This window comes from Bacillus sp. FSL L8-0654, from assembly GCF_038629965.1.
In the GTDB taxonomy this organism is placed as follows: Bacteria; Bacillota; Bacilli; order Bacillales; family Bacillaceae; genus Bacillus; species Bacillus safensis.
On sequence record NZ_CP152026.1, the window covers coordinates 631957 to 649091 of the forward strand.

At 44.6% G+C, this 17135-nt stretch carries 18 protein-coding genes and 1 riboswitch; all 18 genes read left to right on the top strand.

What is annotated here, in order from left to right; genetic code table 11:
• Nucleotides 1–15 precede the first annotated feature (15 nt).
• Nucleotides 16–1341, top strand: a complete 1326-nt coding sequence (locus tag MHH65_RS03150) for an NCS2 family permease (protein WP_024424502.1) — start codon at nt 16–18, stop codon at nt 1339–1341.
• A 208-nt stretch (nt 1342–1549) separates the two neighbouring features.
• Nucleotides 1550–1711 (top strand): hypothetical protein, encoded by a 162-nt coding sequence (locus MHH65_RS03155; RefSeq protein ID WP_166644707.1) that lies wholly within the window; start codon nt 1550–1552, stop codon nt 1709–1711.
• An 11-nt stretch (nt 1712–1722) separates the two neighbouring features.
• On the top strand, nt 1723–1902 hold the full coding sequence (locus tag MHH65_RS03160; RefSeq protein WP_024424503.1) for a YezD family protein: 180 nt from the start codon (nt 1723–1725) through the stop codon (nt 1900–1902).
• A gap of 220 nt (nt 1903–2122) precedes the next feature.
• Nucleotides 2123–2914 carry a hypothetical protein gene (locus MHH65_RS03165; RefSeq protein WP_098676691.1) on the top strand — a complete coding sequence of 264 codons (792 nt, stop codon included), beginning with the start codon at nt 2123–2125 and terminating at the stop codon, nt 2912–2914.
• A 205-nt stretch (nt 2915–3119) separates the two neighbouring features.
• Entirely contained in the window at nt 3120–3674 is a 555-nt protein-coding gene (locus tag MHH65_RS03170) for a DUF2179 domain-containing protein (protein WP_098676690.1), read from the top strand.
• Nucleotides 3671–3871: an NETI motif-containing protein gene (locus tag MHH65_RS03175; RefSeq protein WP_012009137.1), complete on the top strand. Its 201-nt coding sequence runs from the start codon at nt 3671–3673 to the stop codon at nt 3869–3871. Before MHH65_RS03170 ends, MHH65_RS03175 begins: the two co-directional genes overlap by 4 nt.
• A 79-nt stretch (nt 3872–3950) precedes the next feature.
• A riboswitch (purine riboswitch) is annotated at nt 3951–4052 on the top strand.
• A gap of 169 nt (nt 4053–4221) precedes the next feature.
• Nucleotides 4222–4710, top strand: a complete 489-nt coding sequence (gene purE, locus MHH65_RS03180) for a 5-(carboxyamino)imidazole ribonucleotide mutase (protein WP_024426703.1) — start codon at nt 4222–4224, stop codon at nt 4708–4710.
• Nucleotides 4703–5845, top strand: a complete 1143-nt coding sequence (purK, locus tag MHH65_RS03185) for a 5-(carboxyamino)imidazole ribonucleotide synthase (protein ID WP_024426702.1) — start codon at nt 4703–4705, stop codon at nt 5843–5845. Before purE ends, purK begins: the two co-directional genes overlap by 8 nt.
• Nucleotides 5842–7137 (top strand): adenylosuccinate lyase, encoded by a 1296-nt coding sequence (purB, locus tag MHH65_RS03190; RefSeq protein ID WP_024426701.1) that lies wholly within the window; start codon nt 5842–5844, stop codon nt 7135–7137. Before purK ends, purB begins: the two co-directional genes overlap by 4 nt.
• Before the next feature lie 72 nt (nt 7138–7209).
• A complete protein-coding gene (purC, locus tag MHH65_RS03195) occupies nt 7210–7932 on the top strand; it encodes a phosphoribosylaminoimidazolesuccinocarboxamide synthase (protein ID WP_024426700.1) in 723 nt (240 codons plus the stop codon).
• Nucleotides 7925–8179: a phosphoribosylformylglycinamidine synthase subunit PurS gene (gene purS, locus MHH65_RS03200; RefSeq protein WP_003214349.1), complete on the top strand. Its 255-nt coding sequence runs from the start codon at nt 7925–7927 to the stop codon at nt 8177–8179. Before purC ends, purS begins: the two co-directional genes overlap by 8 nt.
• The gene (purQ, locus tag MHH65_RS03205) at nt 8176–8859 is read left to right on the top strand and encodes a phosphoribosylformylglycinamidine synthase subunit PurQ (RefSeq protein ID WP_024426699.1); all 684 of its coding nucleotides are present in this window, start codon (nt 8176–8178) and stop codon (nt 8857–8859) included. The genes purS and purQ overlap by 4 nt, the downstream gene beginning before the upstream one ends.
• Nucleotides 8843–11074 carry a phosphoribosylformylglycinamidine synthase subunit PurL gene (gene purL / locus MHH65_RS03210; protein WP_335350997.1) on the top strand — a complete coding sequence of 744 codons (2232 nt, stop codon included), beginning with the start codon at nt 8843–8845 and terminating at the stop codon, nt 11072–11074. Before purQ ends, purL begins: the two co-directional genes overlap by 17 nt.
• Entirely contained in the window at nt 11050–12480 is a 1431-nt protein-coding gene (gene purF, locus MHH65_RS03215) for an amidophosphoribosyltransferase (RefSeq protein ID WP_280806485.1), read from the top strand. Before purL ends, purF begins: the two co-directional genes overlap by 25 nt.
• A gap of 96 nt (nt 12481–12576) precedes the next feature.
• On the top strand, nt 12577–13617 hold the full coding sequence (purM, locus tag MHH65_RS03220; RefSeq protein ID WP_280806484.1) for a phosphoribosylformylglycinamidine cyclo-ligase: 1041 nt from the start codon (nt 12577–12579) through the stop codon (nt 13615–13617).
• The gene (gene purN, locus MHH65_RS03225) at nt 13614–14183 is read left to right on the top strand and encodes a phosphoribosylglycinamide formyltransferase (RefSeq protein WP_268413480.1); all 570 of its coding nucleotides are present in this window, start codon (nt 13614–13616) and stop codon (nt 14181–14183) included. The genes purM and purN overlap by 4 nt, the downstream gene beginning before the upstream one ends.
• Before the next feature lie 15 nt (nt 14184–14198).
• On the top strand, nt 14199–15737 hold the full coding sequence (gene purH / locus MHH65_RS03230; protein ID WP_025092624.1) for a bifunctional phosphoribosylaminoimidazolecarboxamide formyltransferase/IMP cyclohydrolase: 1539 nt from the start codon (nt 14199–14201) through the stop codon (nt 15735–15737).
• A 12-nt stretch (nt 15738–15749) separates the two neighbouring features.
• Complete coding sequence (purD, locus tag MHH65_RS03235) at nt 15750–17024, top strand: phosphoribosylamine--glycine ligase (RefSeq protein ID WP_268413485.1); 1275 nt, start codon at nt 15750–15752, stop codon at nt 17022–17024.
• Nucleotides 17025–17135 lie beyond the last annotated feature (111 nt).

Below are 17135 nucleotides of genomic sequence, written 5' to 3' on the forward strand. Positions count from 1 at the left end.
AGGGAGTCAGTTGGCTTGAAACAGTTTTTTCAGTTTGATGAATTAGGTACGAATTACCGCAGAGAGATCATCGGTGGTTTAACCACATTTTTGTCGATGGCTTACATTCTGTTTGTTAATCCGATCACACTTGCATTAGTGTCTGTGCCGGATTTTCCAGATAAATTACGAATTGATCAGGGGGCAGTCTTTACAGCGACGGCGTTAGCTTCTGCTGCAGGGTGTATTCTGATGGGATTGATCGCCAGGTATCCGATTGCGATTGCACCCGGTATGGGTCTGAATGCGTTCTTCGCCTTTTCGGTTGTACTTGGCATGGGCATCAAATGGGAAGCTGCACTTTCAGGTGTGTTTGTTTCAGGATTGATTTTCGTTGCTCTTTCTTTAACAGGTTTCCGTGAAAAAATCATCAATGCCATTCCGGCTGAGCTGAAGCTGGCAGTTGGTGCGGGTATTGGTTTGTTCATTACGTTTGTCGGTCTTCAGGGCTCTGGCATTATCGCCAATAATGATAATACGCTCGTTTCGCTTGGAAATATTCATAGTGGTCCGGTTCTGTTAACGGTGTTTGGTATCGTTGTGACGGTCATTTTAATGGTACTTCGAGTGAATGCAGGTGTCTTCATTGGGATGCTTGTGACAGCTATTGCAGGGATGATTTTTGGTCTTGTGCCAGTACCATCTCAAATTGTGGGAAGTATTCCAAGCTTGTCTCCAACCTTTGGTCAAGCCTTGATTCACTTACCAGAAATTTTCTCTATTCAAATGCTTGTCGTGATTTTAACGTTCTTATTCGTTGGGTTCTTTGATACAGCTGGTACACTTGTGGCTGTGGCAACACAGGCTGGTTTAATGAAGAATAATGAGCTGCCTCGTGCAGGAAGAGCACTTCTGGCGGATTCTTCTTCTATTGTTGTAGGTTCTATTCTTGGTACATCTACAACAACATCTTATGTTGAATCTAGCTCAGGTGTTGCTGCTGGTGCGCGTTCTGGTTTTGCAGCTGTCGTCACAGGGATTTTCTTCTTGCTGGCGATGTTCTTCTCACCACTTTTATCCATCGTTACATCGAATGTAACAGCACCTGCTTTAATCATTGTCGGTGCACTGATGGTCGCTCCGCTGGCGAAGATTGCATGGGATCGTTTTGAAATTGCGGTACCAGCTTTCTTAACGATGATTATGATGCCACTGACTTACAGTATTGCAACAGGGATTGCGGTTGGCTTTATTTTCTACCCGATCACCATGATCTTTAAAGGGAAAGCGAAAGAAGTACATCCAATTATGTACGGATTGTTTGTCATCTTTATTCTATATTTTGCTTTCTTAAATCATTAATTGAACATTTGAAACAGCAGCTCATAGAAGCTGCTGTTTTTTTGTTAAAAAAATCAAAACATAGTTGACTTATAGGAATTATGTGTTTATGATAAAAAGACATAATTCGCTGATTGGATCACCAAAGGCGCTTTGATTTCCTTTTTTAATAGAAGGTTTCAGGGTGCCTTTTTTTCTTGCAGACATTCAAAAGGGGAGGAGATGCCTTTTGTCACGCTGGCTTCGACAGGTGATTGAACGTAAAAAGCAGGTGCTGATTCAAAAGCTCCTTTTATGGGGGCATGAAGAAAAGCAGGAAGCGCTCATGCATTATACAATTCATGAGCTGGAAAATGAGGTTCTCTATTTAAAAGAGCGAAAACAAAAATAGGGGGATGAGCGATGGATGAACAAAAGCTGAATTATATTTTATCTGCCTTAAAAGGGATCGACTATGGATCAGTGGTCATCACCATTCATAATGGACATATTACACAGGTTGATACGACCAAAAAGACTCGGTTCCCCGCTCATCAGGAGAATCTCCGGGTCCAGCAAGGAAAGCGGAGTCAATATCGTTGACCATGAATTTCAACATTGATAAAAAGCTGATGGAGGCCGTCAGCTTTTTTGTTTTGTCTTATTTTCTCTCCATTTTAAAACCTCTGCTGCCTTTTATCCGTCTATTCGTATGAACGTCGAGGAATCTTGACTGAATAGAGAGACTCCGCTACTTTAAGAGGAGTCATCCGAACAGATCATTTACTTGATCCTGTAAGGATTGGATAGGAGTTGATATGAGATGTTAGAGAAAGATCAAGATCAGGGGACATCTGAAAAGAAAAATGAAGAGTCATCAATAGATCAAGAAACAAGGCAATCCCGCCTCAGCCGAAGCGCTGCAAAACGTGGAAGAACCTCAAAGTCAGCGGATGATGGGCGTTCAGCTATCCAGCGTATACTGCAAGGTGCAGGAGGCGCGTTTAAGCGTTATGGTTCATATGGACTGGCGATGTTAAAATCACCGAGCCGGGCCATCAATCAAGCGGAAACATTGCGTATGAAGTACGCCTGGATCTCGATTGTGTTATTCAGCGTGTTTTTTGCTTTAGGCAACTATGTTCAATTAAAGGCGTCAAAGACCCGTTTATTAGGCTTTGGCATTCATTATTCTTTTGGCGACGCCTTTTTGAAGGTAGCGGTCTTTACACTTATTTTGTTGACATTAATGATGCTTACCGTCTGGCTGCTCGGAAAGTACATGCTAAAAGGAAACATATCACTGAAAGAAGTGATCATGAAGTTTGGTGCTGCGCTTGTGCCGGTTTTGGTTTTATCCATCCTTTGGCTTGTATTTGCCATGCTGAATATTCCATATGTGACCGTCATATTATCCGTGATGATGTTTGTCGGTCTTCAGTTGATTGCGGTCGTGCTCTTTCGCTCGATTCAGTCGGAGCATGATGCCGAACGAGGAGATTTGATGTATGCGGGCTGGGTCTTTTTATTGGTTGAGCTTGTCATTATTGCGCTGCTCTGGGGCATAGTCGGGGAGTATTTGATTCCATCACTTGTTCCTGTTCGATTTGGATAAAAACACACTGAAAACCTCCTTTTTTGAAAAAGGGGGTTTTCATGTTGAGAAGAGAAAAAAACGGGTAAACTCTTGGTAACAAACACCATCCTTGTTGTCGAAAGATATATGTGTTTTGATCGCGTAAATTTGATTGTATCAAGGTATGTTCTCTAGTAGAATATGGGGTGCTTTATTTGATTTTTTAGTGCAGGGGGTTCGAATCGTGCTTCAACAACTTTTATCCAATGCGTTCACCATGGTTTTAATCATTTTAGTGATTAATATTGTTTATGTTTCTTTTTCCACCATGCGTTTAATTTTAACAATGAAAGGCAGACGGTACGTAGCTGCTTTTGCGGGTACGATCGAAATGCTCATTTATGTCATTGGGTTAAGTATCGTTCTAGATAACTTAGATCAAATACAAAATGTCATTGCGTATGCGCTAGGTTATGGAATGGGGATCATTGTCGGGATGAAAATTGAAGAGAAGCTGGCACTTGGCTACACAACTGTTAACGTAATCACAAAAGAATTGGATGTCGATCTCCCAAGACAATTGAGAGAAAAAGGATATGGTGTCACCAGCTGGGTAGCAGGCGGTCTTGAAGGAGACCGGACAGCATTGCAAATTTTAACACCGAGGAAATATGAACTGCAATTATATGAAACGATTAAGACGCTGGATTCAAAGGCGTTTATCATTTCATATGAGCCCAAATCGATTCACGGCGGCTTCTGGGTGAAGGCTGTGAAGAAAAGGAGAATTAAAGAATGACCGCAAAACCAAAGAAGAAAAAATTCTATGTGGAAGACAACATGACGATTGATCAAGTGTTGTCCCAGATGGCAGCGGAAGGCTACTCGCCTGTCCGTCGAATGGAGGAACCGATTTTTCAAGAAAAGAAGGAAAATGGGTCGATTCAGATCATTCCGATTGGGAAAAAAATCGTATTTGAAGGAAAAATAGTCTAAATCCGAACATTAAAACGACGACTTCATAGATTGTTCGATAAATCCGTTGACATCATGAACATCCGTTGTTAAGATAAACATGAAATCAAAACACGAGCCTCATATAATCTTGGGAATATGGCCCATAAGTTTCTACCCAGTTACCGTAAATGACTGGACTATGCAGGATAGTGAACAAAACTGACATGGCGTTTCAAAAGCGAACAGCGCTTACCATGGCCCGGTTTGTGTTGCTTCCTAACATTGCAATACAGACCGGGTCTTTTTGTTCGGCGTTTGACAAGCTGCTTAGGTTTGGGAAGCGTGTCAAACGATACAAAATCGAATAACAGCTTAAAGGTGGGGACAAAATGAAGCCGCTTGTAGGTGTCATCATGGGAAGTACATCTGATTGGGAAACAATGAAAAATGCGTGCGACATCTTAGAGGAATTAAACATTCCGTATGAAAAACAGGTGGTATCCGCACACCGGACACCTGACTTGATGTTTGAATATGCGACTGAAGCAAGAGGTAAAGGACTAAAGGTCATCATTGCCGGTGCTGGAGGCGCAGCACATTTACCGGGGATGGTCGCAGCAAAAACGACACTGCCGGTCATTGGTGTGCCTGTACAATCAAAAGCACTAAACGGGCTGGATTCCTTATTATCCATCGTTCAAATGCCAGGCGGTGTACCAGTTGCTACAGTAGCAATTGGCAAAGCAGGTGCAACAAATGCAGGCCTTCTTGCCGCACAAATGATTTCAGCATTTGATGAAAAGGTCGCATCTCGTCTTGAAGAAAGAAGAGAGCAGACAAAACAGACTGTACTAGAAAGCAGTGATCAGCTTGGCTAAGCAGACCATTTTTCCAAACGCAACCATCGGGATCATTGGCGGCGGACAGCTTGGCAGATACATGGCTGTCAGCGCAAAGCAAATGGGGTTCCGGGCAGCAGTTCTAGATCCAGTCGCACAATCTCCTTGCGGACAGGTTGCCGATAAAGAAATCACAGCCGCATATAGTGATCTTGAAGCGATTCGAAAGCTGGCAGAAATCAGCGATGTGGTGACTTATGAGTTTGAAAATATTGATTATGATGCATTCAATCAGCTGAAGGAAGAAGCCTATTTACCACAAGGAAGCGACCTTCTTCTTCTAACTCAAAATCGTGAGACCGAGAAAGAAGGAATTGTAGACGCAGGCTGTGAAGTAGCGCCTTACCGCATCATTCATGATGAAAAAGAGCTGGAAGATGCAGTGGACGTGCTCGGTTTGCCAGCTGTGCTGAAAACATGCAGAGGCGGCTACGACGGAAAAGGACAGTACGTCATGAAAGAAAAAGGACAGCTTCAGGAAGCAGCTGCACTGCTCACACATGGAACTTGTATTTTAGAAAGCTGGGTTCCATTCCAAATGGAGCTATCAGTGATCGTTACTCGTTCTGTTCATGGAGAGATTGCAGTATTCCCAGTCGCTGAGAACATTCATAAGCATAATATTTTGTTCCAAAGCATTGTGCCTGCAAGGGTAGAGAACCGCATTCAGGAGAAGGCGAAAGAACTGGCAACAACACTGGCTGAAAAGCTGGGGCTGGTTGGTACTCTTGCTGTAGAACTGTTCCTGACAAATGACGGAAAGCTGCTCGTCAATGAACTGGCACCGCGCCCGCATAATTCTGGTCATTACACGCTCGATTTATGTGAGACAAGTCAGTTTGAACAGCATGTCCGCGCTATATGTGGTTTGCCGCTTGGCGGTACAGCCCTTTTGTCAGAGGGAATGATGGTGAATTTATTAGGCGATGAAGTGGACATTCCAAAAGAGCATCCTGAGCTTCTCAAAGAAGCGAAGCTTTATCTATATGGAAAGCATGAAGTAAAAGCCGGCCGCAAGATGGGGCATATGACGTTTATGAAACAGCTCGATGATGAGTGGATGACAAACATCACAAAGATATGGACTGAAAGAGATGGAGGAAACGGGAAATGATCGAACGTTACGCACGACCAGAAATGTCAGCAATCTGGACAGAGGAAAACAAATTTAATGCATGGCTTGAAGTAGAGATTCTCGCTTGTGAAGCTTGGGCAGAGCTTGGCGTCATTCCGAAAGAAGATGTTGTGACCATGCGCAAGAATGCAAGCTTTGATATTGGACGTATTTTAGAGATTGAACAGGACACGCGCCACGACGTGGTTGCCTTTACGCGTGCTGTATCTGAATCTCTAGGAGAAGAAAGAAAGTGGGTTCATTACGGGTTAACATCGACAGACGTAGTGGATACGGCGCTTTCATATCTATTAAAACAGGCGAACGATATCCTGCTCAAGGACATTGAGAGATTTGTTGACATACTAAAAGAAAAAGCAAAAGAGCACAAATATACCGTCATGATGGGCCGTACACACGGTGTACACGCTGAACCGACAACATTTGGCCTGAAGCTTGGTCTTTGGTACGAGGAAATGAAGCGTAACCTAGAACGTTTTAAACAAGCAAAAGCTGGTATTGAATACGGCAAAATCTCTGGAGCTGTTGGCACATATGCGAACATCGACCCGTTTGTTGAGCAATATGTATGTGAGAAACTTGGCATCAAAGCTGCACCAATTTCAACCCAAACCTTGCAGCGTGACCGCCATGCAGATTACATGGCTACTCTAGCTTTAGTCGCAACGAGCATTGAGAAATTTGCTGTTGAAATTCGTGGTCTTCAAAAGAGTGAAACACGTGAAGTAGAAGAGTTCTTTGCAAAAGGACAAAAAGGATCATCAGCGATGCCGCATAAGCGTAACCCAATCGGCTCTGAAAATATGACGGGAATTGCCCGCGTGATTCGTGGATATATGCTGACAGCTTATGAAAATGTACCGCTTTGGCATGAGCGTGATATTTCTCATTCATCTGCTGAGCGCATCATTTTACCAGATGCAACGATTGCACTGAACTATATGCTCAACCGTTTCTCAAACATCGTGAAAAACTTAACGGTTTTCCCTGAAAACATGAAGCGCAACATGGACCGCACACTTGGCTTAATTTACTCACAGCGCGTTCTTCTTGCATTAATCGATACAGGCATGGCACGTGAAGAGGCATATGACACGGTTCAGCCAAAGGCAATGGAAGCGTGGGAGAAACAAGTGCCGTTCCGTTCATTAGTAGAAGCAGAAGAAAAAATCACGTCACGCTTAACACCTGAACAAATCGCTGACTGCTTCGATTACAACTATCATTTGAAAAATGTCGATATGATTTTCGAACGTCTAGGTCTTGCGTAAGAAATGGGCCGCCTGCTTACCAGGCGCCCAATCCTGAAAATTGCCAACATTCAAATTAGGAGGCCAACCTGAATGACTGTGAAACAAGAACTTCTCTACGAAGGCAAAGCGAAAAAAATCTATCAGACCGATGACGAGCATATTTTATATGTCGAATATAAAGACTCAGCTACAGCATTTAACGGCGAAAAGAAAGCCGAAATCGAAGGTAAAGGCAGACTGAACAACGAAATTTCGAGCTTAATCTTTCAAATGCTGCATGAGAAAGGGATCAACAATCACTTTGTGAAACGTCTTTCTGAAACAGAGCAGCTCATTCAAAAGGTGCAGATTGTTCCGCTTGAAGTGGTTGTACGTAATGTAGTGGCAGGCAGTATGTCAAAACGCCTCGGCATTCCAGAGGGAACAAAACTGGACACACCTTTGATTGAGTTCTACTACAAAGATGATGCACTCGGTGATCCGCTCATTACAGAAGATCATATCCGCATTTTAGATGCAGCGACACCAGAGCAGGTCGAGGAAATGAAAACAATCACAAGACAAGTGAATGAAGAGTTAAAGCAAATTTTCTCAGACTGCCATGTGAATTTAATTGATTTCAAGCTTGAATTCGGAATAGATCACGAGAATCGTATTTTGCTAGCTGATGAGATTTCACCTGATACGTGCAGGCTTTGGGACAAAGATACAAACGAAAAGCTTGATAAAGACGTGTTCAGACGAAACCTGGGCGGCTTAACGAATGCATACGAAGAAATTTTCAAAAGACTTGGAGGCCATAAACATGTATAAAGTGAAAATTTTTGTCAGCTTAAAAGAGAGCGTTCTTGATCCACAAGGAAGTGCCGTGCAGCACGCTTTGCACAGCATGTCTTATCAGGAAGTAAAGGATGTCCGTATTGGGAAATACATGGAGCTTGTCATTGAAAAATCAGATCGTGATTTAGACACAGTCGTCAAAGAAATGTGCGAAAAATTACTTGCCAACACGGTGATTGAAGATTACCGCTATGAGGTGGAGGAGGTTGTCGCACAGTGAAGTTTGCAGTGATCGTCTTGCCTGGCTCTAACTGTGATATCGATATGTACCATGCGATTCAAGATGAGCTAGGTGAACAAGTTGAATATGTATGGCACGACGAAACGAGTCTTGACGGATTTGACGGTGTACTCGTACCAGGCGGTTTCTCTTATGGGGATTACTTAAGATGTGGTGCGATCGCCCGCTTCTCAAACATCATGCCGGCGGTGAAAAAAGCAGCTGAGGAAGGGAAACCTGTTCTTGGTGTTTGTAACGGGTTCCAAATTCTTCAGGAGCTTGGCATTCTTCCGGGTGCGATGAGACGAAATAAAGACTTGAAATTTATCTGTCGTCCAGTTGAACTCATTGTAGAAAACAACGAAACGCCATTTACAAGCGGTTATCAAAAAGGCGAATCCATTACGATTCCTGTAGCGCACGGTGAAGGCAACTTCTACTGTGACGAAGACACTTTAGCGAAGCTCATTGAACGCGGCCAAATCGCTTTCACTTATGGAGACGATATTAACGGCAGTGTGAATCGTATTGCAGGTGTAACGAATGAAGAGGGCAATGTACTCGGCATGATGCCGCACCCTGAGCGCGCAGTTGATTCATTACTAGGCAGCGCAGACGGACTTAAATTGTTTCAATCTATCGTGAAAAATTGGAGGGACACTCATGTCACTACTGCTTGAACCAAGTCACAAGCAAATTAAAGAAGAGAAATTGTATCAGCAAATGGGATTGAGTGATGAAGAATTCGCTTTAATCGAATCCATTATTGGCAGGCTGCCAAACTACACAGAAACGGGCATTTTTTCTGTCATGTGGTCAGAGCATTGCAGTTATAAAAACTCAAAGCCTGTTTTAAGCAAATTCCCGACAAAAGGAGAGCACGTCCTTCAAGGTCCTGGGGAAGGCGCTGGAATCGTTGATATTGGAGACAACCAAGCGGTTGTATTTAAAATCGAATCACATAACCACCCATCTGCGATTGAACCATATCAAGGAGCGGCGACAGGTGTCGGCGGAATTATCCGTGATGTATTCTCCATGGGTGCGCGTCCAATTGCTGTATTAAACTCTCTTCGTTTTGGTGAACTGACTTCACCGCGCGTGAAGTACTTGTTTGAAGAAGTAGTGGCAGGGATCGCAGGCTATGGAAACTGTATCGGAATTCCAACAGTCGGCGGAGAGGTTCATTTCGATCAAAGCTATGAAGGCAACCCGCTCGTAAATGCGATGTGTGTTGGATTAATCAACCATGAGGACATCAAAAAAGGGCAGGCAAAAGGTGTCGGCAACACGGTCATGTACGTTGGTGCCAAAACGGGACGTGACGGGATTCACGGTGCAACATTTGCATCTGAGGAATTTTCTGAGGAATCAGAAGAAAAACGCTCAGCTGTTCAAGTCGGTGATCCGTTCATGGAAAAACTGCTGCTTGAAGCGTGCCTTGAAGTCATCAAAAACGATGCACTCGTTGGAATTCAGGATATGGGAGCGGCTGGCTTAACAAGCTCAAGTGCTGAAATGGCGAGTAAAGCAGGTTCTGGTATCGAGATGAATCTAGATCTCATACCGCAGCGTGAAACAGGCATGTCCGCATACGAAATGATGCTGTCTGAATCTCAAGAAAGAATGCTTTTGGTCATTGAAAAAGGCCGTGAACAAGAAATCATTGATATTTTTGAAAAATACGATCTTGAAGCGGTATCAGTCGGTCATGTGACAGACGATAAAATGCTTCGTTTACTTCATCAAGGTGAAGTGGTATGTGAGCTTCCTGTTGATGCACTTGCAGAAGAAGCGCCGGTTTATCACAAGCCGTCAAGTGAGCCTGCATACTATCGTGAGTTTTTAGAAACAAAAGTGGAAGCACCTGCTATCGCAGATGCAGCCGACACGTTAAAGCAGCTCCTTCAGCAGCCAACAATTGCAAGTAAAGAATGGGTTTATGATCAATATGACTACATGGTTCGGACAAATACAGTCGTTGCACCAGGCTCTGATGCGGGCGTTTTAAGAATTCGCGGAACGAAAAAAGCCCTTGCGATGACAACCGATTGTAACGCACGTTATCTTTACCTTGATCCAGAAGTCGGCGGGAAAATCGCAGTGGCAGAAGCAGCACGCAACATTGTGTGCTCAGGCGCTCGTCCGCTTGCAGTAACAGATAACCTGAACTTCGGTAACCCAGAGAAACCAGAAATTTTCTGGCAAATAGAAAAATCTGCTGACGGTATTAGCGAAGCATGCCGCAAGCTAAGCACACCAGTTATCGGTGGTAACGTCTCTTTATATAACGAATCAAATGGAACAGCGATTTACCCAACACCAGTCATTGGAATGGTTGGTTTGGTCGAAGACACAGCTCATATTACGACGCAGTCGTTCCAGCAGGCTGGCGATGTGATTTTCATCATAGGTGAGACGAAGGAAGAATTTGCAGGCAGTGAGCTTCAAAAGATGACAGAAGGCCGTATTTACGGAAAAGCACCGGAAATTGATTTGGATGTCGAGCTCACTCGTCAGGAAGCCCTTCTTGCTGCGATTCAAAACGGACTTGTTCAATCAGCACACGATGTGTCTGAAGGCGGTCTTGGTGTCGCACTTGCTGAAAGTACATTTGGAACAGATGGTCTTGGCGCTCATGTCCAAATTGATTTAAACAGCGAAGCTTCATTATTCAGTGAAACACAGTCACGTTTTGTCGTCACAGTGAAACCAGAGCACCGCGAAGCGTTTGCTGCGGCTGTCAAAGATGCGAAAGAAGTTGGAACGGTCACAAATGATGGTGTATTCACTGTCAAAAATCAAGAAGGACAACAATGGATTCATGCAGCGGTCAACGAGCTTGAACGTGCATGGAAAGGAGCGATCCCATGCTTGCTGAAATCAGAGGCTTAAACGAAGAGTGTGGCGTCTTTGGGGTTTGGGGACACGAAGAAGCCCCGCAAATCACATATTACGGATTGCATAGCCTTCAGCACCGAGGACAAGAGGGTGCGGGAATCATTGCAACAGATGGTGAAAACCTGACGGCACATAAAGGCCTTGGACTGATTACGGAAGTCTTTCAAAACGGTGAGCTAAAGGATCTGAAAGGCAAAGGAGCGATCGGACACGTTCGGTATGCGACAGCAGGCGGAGGCGGCTTTGAAAATGTGCAGCCCCTCTTCTTCCGCTCGCAAAACAACGGCAGTCTTGCCCTTGCTCATAATGGGAACTTAGTGAATGCAACGCAATTAAAGCAGCAGCTAGAGAACCAGGGGAGTATATTCCAAACATCTTCTGACACTGAAGTGCTTGCTCATTTAATTAAGCGCAGCGGATATATTGAATTGAAAGAGCAGATCAAAAATGCCCTGTCCATGCTTAAAGGCGCATATGCTTTCTTAATTATGACGGAAACAGAAATGATTGTGGCACTTGATCCGAACGGCTTACGTCCGCTTTCACTTGGTATGCTTGGGGACGCGTATGTGGTTGCTTCTGAAACATGTGCATTTGATGTTGTCGGTGCCACGTATTTACGAGATGTGGAGCCTGGCGAAATGCTGATCATTAATGATGAAGGCATGAAATCTGAACGCTTCTCCATGAACATTAACCGTAGCATGTGCAGCATGGAATACATTTATTTCTCAAGACCTGACAGCAATATCAACGGCATCAACGTGCATAGTGCGAGAAAGAACCTTGGCAAAAAGCTTGCTGAGGAAGCGCATGTCGAAGCAGATGTCGTGACAGGTGTTCCAGATTCGAGTATTTCTGCAGCAATTGGATATGCCGAAGCAACAGGTATTCCGTATGAGCTCGGTTTGATTAAAAATCGTTATGTCGGACGTACCTTTATCCAGCCGTCTCAAGCATTGCGTGAGCAGGGCGTGCGCATGAAGCTGTCTGCTGTGCGCGGGGTCGTCGAAGGAAAACGTGTCGTGATGGTGGATGATTCCATCGTACGCGGAACAACGAGCCGCCGCATTGTGACGATGCTAAGAGAAGCGGGTGCGACGGAAGTCCATGTGCGCATTAGTTCACCGCCAATCGCACATCCATGTTTTTATGGAATTGATACGTCCACACATGAAGAGCTGATTGCTTCTTCTCATTCAGTGGAAGAAATTAGACAGGAAATCGGTGCAGACTCCATTGCATTTTTATCTGTAGACGGTTTAATGGACGGGATTGGCAGGAAGTATGATGATCCGCAGCGCGGTCAATGTTTAGCATGCTTTACTGGGAAATACCCGACTGAAATTTATGAAGATACTGTTCTTCCGCATGTGAAGGAAACAGCACTGACGAAATAATCGAATAAAGGAGCAGCAGTCAAGATGATTTGATATGCTGCTCTTTCATTCTGCTGAAAATAAATGGAAGAGAAGCAGCTAAAAGGAGTGAATGGGATGTCAGAAGCATATAAAAACGCCGGTGTCGACATCGAAGCAGGATACGAAGCCGTCAAACGAATGAAAACACACGTAGAACGTACAAAAAGAGCAGGCGTCATGGGTGCTCTAGGCGGATTTGGCGGTATGTTTGATTTATCTGAGCTGCCATACAAAAAGCCCGTTCTTGTCTCAGGAACAGATGGTGTCGGAACAAAATTAAAGCTTGCCTTTTTAATGGATCAACACGATACGATCGGTGTTGATGCCGTGGCAATGTGTGTGAACGATGTGCTGGCACAAGGGGCAGAGCCGCTCTTTTTCTTAGATTACTTAGCAGTTGGTAAAGCAGATCCGATAAAAATTGAATCAATCGTCAAAGGTGTGGCTGACGGCTGTGAGCAGTCTGGTTCAGCGCTTGTCGGCGGAGAAACAGCAGAAATGCCGGGTCTTTACACAGAAGATGAATATGATATTGCTGGTTTTTCAGTAGGCGTCGTTGAAAAGGATGAAATCGTGACAGGAGAGAGCATTAAAGAGGGGCACTTGCTTATTGGACTCAGCTCAAGCGGAATTCATAGCAATGGATACTCCCTCGTTCGTAAAGTATTGCTGGAAGACGCTGGTCTGGATCTGCATCAAACGTATGAACCTTTTACAAGACCGCTTGGAGAAGAGCTTCTTGAACCGACCAAAATTTATGTGAAGCCTGTTCTCAAACAAGTAAAAGCCAGCAAGATTGACGGCATGGCACATGTGACAGGCGGCGGCTTTATTGAAAATTTACCGCGTATGCTGCCTGAAGGGCTTGGCGTTGAGATTGATAACGGCTCATGGCCAGTACCGCCAATTTTCTCCTTTATTCAAGAAAAAGGACAGTTAAAGGCAGAAGAAATGTTCAACGTGTTTAATATGGGCATTGGTTTTGTCTTAGCGGTAAAAGAAGATGACCTTGTCGAAGTGATCAGAGGACTTGAAGAAGACGGAGAGAAAGCATTTCTCATCGGCCGTGTTCAAAAAGGAGAAGGTGTCACATTCGGCGGTGGAAGCCTCTCATGAAGAAGTTTGCGATCTTCGCCTCTGGAAGCGGGACGAATTTTCAAGCCATTATGGATACATTAAAAAAAGAACAGTGGCAGGCAGAGGCCGCCATTGTGATTTGTGATAAACCGGGTGCAAAGGTGCTGGAGCGTGCTGAGAAAGAGGGCATTCCCTCCTTTGCCTTTACCCCGAAGGCTTTTCCGAATAAAGCCGCTTTTGAACAAACGATCATTGAACAGCTTAGGCTGCATGAAGTGGAATGGATTTTCCTTGCTGGGTATATGAGACTGATTGGTCCGACATTACTTGAAGCATTCAGAGGGAAAATTGTCAATATCCACCCGTCCTTGCTGCCAGCCTTCCCAGGACTGGATGCCATTGGACAAGCCTTTCAAGCAGGCGTCAAAGTGGCAGGAATCACTGTCCATTTTGTCGACGAAGGTATGGATACCGGCCCGATTATTGACCAAGCCGCGATTTATATCGAACAAGGGGAAGAGCTTGAATCGATTGAAAAAAGAATGCATGAACTAGAACACACACTATATCCAAAAGTGATCAAATCACTTTTAGAATTATCTTAATGAGGTGACGAAGGCATGACGATCAAACGCGCATTAATCAGTGTTTCCGATAAAACGAATCTTGTACCTTTTGTGAAAGAATTAACAGAACTTGGCGTTGAAGTGATTTCAACTGGAGGTACACATAAGCTTCTTCAAGAGAACGGCATTGATGTCATTGGAATTTCAGAAGTCACTGGATTCCCTGAAATCATGGACGGACGACTCAAAACACTTCACCCGAACATTCATGGCGGGCTTTTAGCAGTGAGAGAAAACGATGAGCATATGGCACAGATTGAGAAGCATGGCATTCAGCCGATTGATCTTGTTGTCGTGAATCTTTATCCATTCAAAGAGACGATTTCAAAAGACGATGTGACATATGAAGAAGCAATTGAAAACATTGATATTGGCGGACCGGGAATGCTTCGTGCGGCATCAAAAAACCACCAAGACGTCACAGTGATTGTCGATCCTCGTGACTATGATACAGTCATCCAGCAAATCAAAGAAGGCGGCGTGTCACTCGAGAAAAAACGTGAGCTCGCTGCAAAGGTATTCCGTCATACGGCTGCTTACGATGCTCTGATTGCGGATTACTTAACAAACTTTGTGGGCGAAACAGAGCCAGAGCAGTTCACTGTCACGTTTGAGAAAAAACAATCCCTTCGTTATGGAGAAAACCCGCACCAAGCGGCGACTTTCTATGAAAATGCTCTTCCAGCCAAAGGTTCTTTGGCTACTGCAAAGCAATTACATGGAAAAGAACTTTCCTATAACAATATTAAAGATGCAGATGCAGCACTCCAAATTGTACGTGAATTCACGGAGCCGGCAGCTGTCGCTGTGAAGCATATGAACCCGTGCGGCGTTGGCACAGGAGAAACGATTGCAGAAGCATTTGACCGAGCATTCAAGGCAGATGAAACTTCTATTTTTGGCGGCATTGTGGCACTTAACCGTGAAGTAGACAAACAAACGGCTGAGGTGCTGCATACGATTTTCTTAGAAATTGTCATCGCCCCATCGTTCAGCCAAGAAGCCCTTGACGTGTTAACGGCGAAAAAGAACCTTCGTCTATTAACATTAGATGTAGAAGCGGATCTCGGGAAAAAGGAAAAGCAGCTGACAAGTGTCCATGGCGGACTGCTTGTTCAGGATATTGACACGTACGGATTAGAGGAAGCAACCATCTCTATTCCAACGAAAAGAGAACCAACAGAAGACGAATGGAAAGACTTAAAGCTAGCTTGGAAAGTCGTCAAGCATGTGAAATCAAATGCTATTGTCCTTGCGAAAGATCAAATGACAGCAGGGATCGGTGCTGGTCAAATGAACCGTGTGGGCTCAGCTAACATTGCCATTGAGCAAGCAGGTGAAAAGGCAAAAGGAAGCGCACTAGGCTCTGATGCATTCTTCCCAATGGGCGATACAGTGGAAGCTGCTGCAAAGGCAGGCGTCACAGCGATCATTCAGCCAGGCGGATCTATTCGTGATGAAGAATCGATTCAAAAAGCAGATGAATACGGCATCGCCATGGTCTTCACTGGCGTTAGACATTTCAAACATTAAGGGGATGACAGTGTGAACGTACTAATTATCGGCAGAGGCGGAAGAGAGCATACCATCGCATGGAAAGTGAATCAAAGTGAACTTGTCAGCCAAGTATTTGTCGCACCCGGCAATGATGGAATGACAGATGCTGCGAAGCTTGTACCAATCGACGAAGGCGATCATGAGTCATTAATTCGTTTTGCAAAAGAAAACGAAATCGGCTTAACCATTGTCGGTCCAGAGGTTCCTTTAATCGCAGGTGTCGTTGATGCATTTGAAGAAGCAGGTCTAAAGGTATTTGGACCGAATGCAAAAGCTGCGGTCATTGAAGGCTCAAAGGAATTTGCAAAAGATTTAATGAAGAATTACGATATCCCGACGGCTGCTTACGCTACCTTTACATCGTTTGAAGAAGCAAAAGCATATGTGGAAGAAAAGGGTGCGCCGATTGTTATTAAAGCAGACGGGCTTGCCGCAGGAAAAGGCGTCACAGTGGCCATGACGCTGGAAGAGGCGGTCGATTGTCTGCATGATTTCTTAGAGGATGAAAAGTTTGGCGATGCAAGTGCATCTGTCGTCATCGAAGAATTTTTAACAGGCGAAGAATTTTCACTCATGGCTTTTGTCAACGGAGAAAAGGTGTACCCGATGGTGATTGCGCAGGATCACAAACGGGCCTTTGAAGATGACAAAGGGCCGAATACCGGCGGGATGGGCGCTTATTCACCAGTTCCGCAAATTTCAGATGAAGTCGTCCAAAAAGCGGTGGAAGATGTCGTCAAACCGGCAGCTCGCGCGATGGTGCAGGAAGGGCGTCCATTTACAGGCATTTTATATGCGGGCTTAATGCTGACACCAGAAGGCTCAAAGGTGATTGAATTCAATGCACGCTTTGGCGACCCTGAAACGCAGGTGGTTCTCCCTCGTCTTGAATCAGATCTAGTCCAAGTATTCCTCGATATTCTTGATGGAAAAGATGTGGACTTACAGTGGAAAGACACTGCAGCTGTTAGTGTGGTTCTTGCATCAGAAGGATACCCAGAAGACTATGCAAAAGGGACGCCGATCGGTGCCTTGCAAACGACCGTCTCTGATGTCGTGACCTTTCACGCAGGAACAAAAAAAGAAAACGATCAATTCGTCACAAATGGCGGCCGTGTAGCGAATGTGACCGCATTTGACGACACATTTGAAGCGGCAAGATCAAGAGTGTATGAAGCGGTTGAAGAAATCATACAGCCAGGTCTATTTTATCGCCGTGACATCGGTGCCCGTGCGCTGAAGGCTGCAGGGAAGAACGTTTAATCAAAACACCTTTCTATCTGACGAGATGGAAAGGTGTTTTTTGTTCATGAGAAGGGATGATGATTGAATATGAAGAAGTAGTATGGGATGACGAGTTTATGAGGAGGCAGC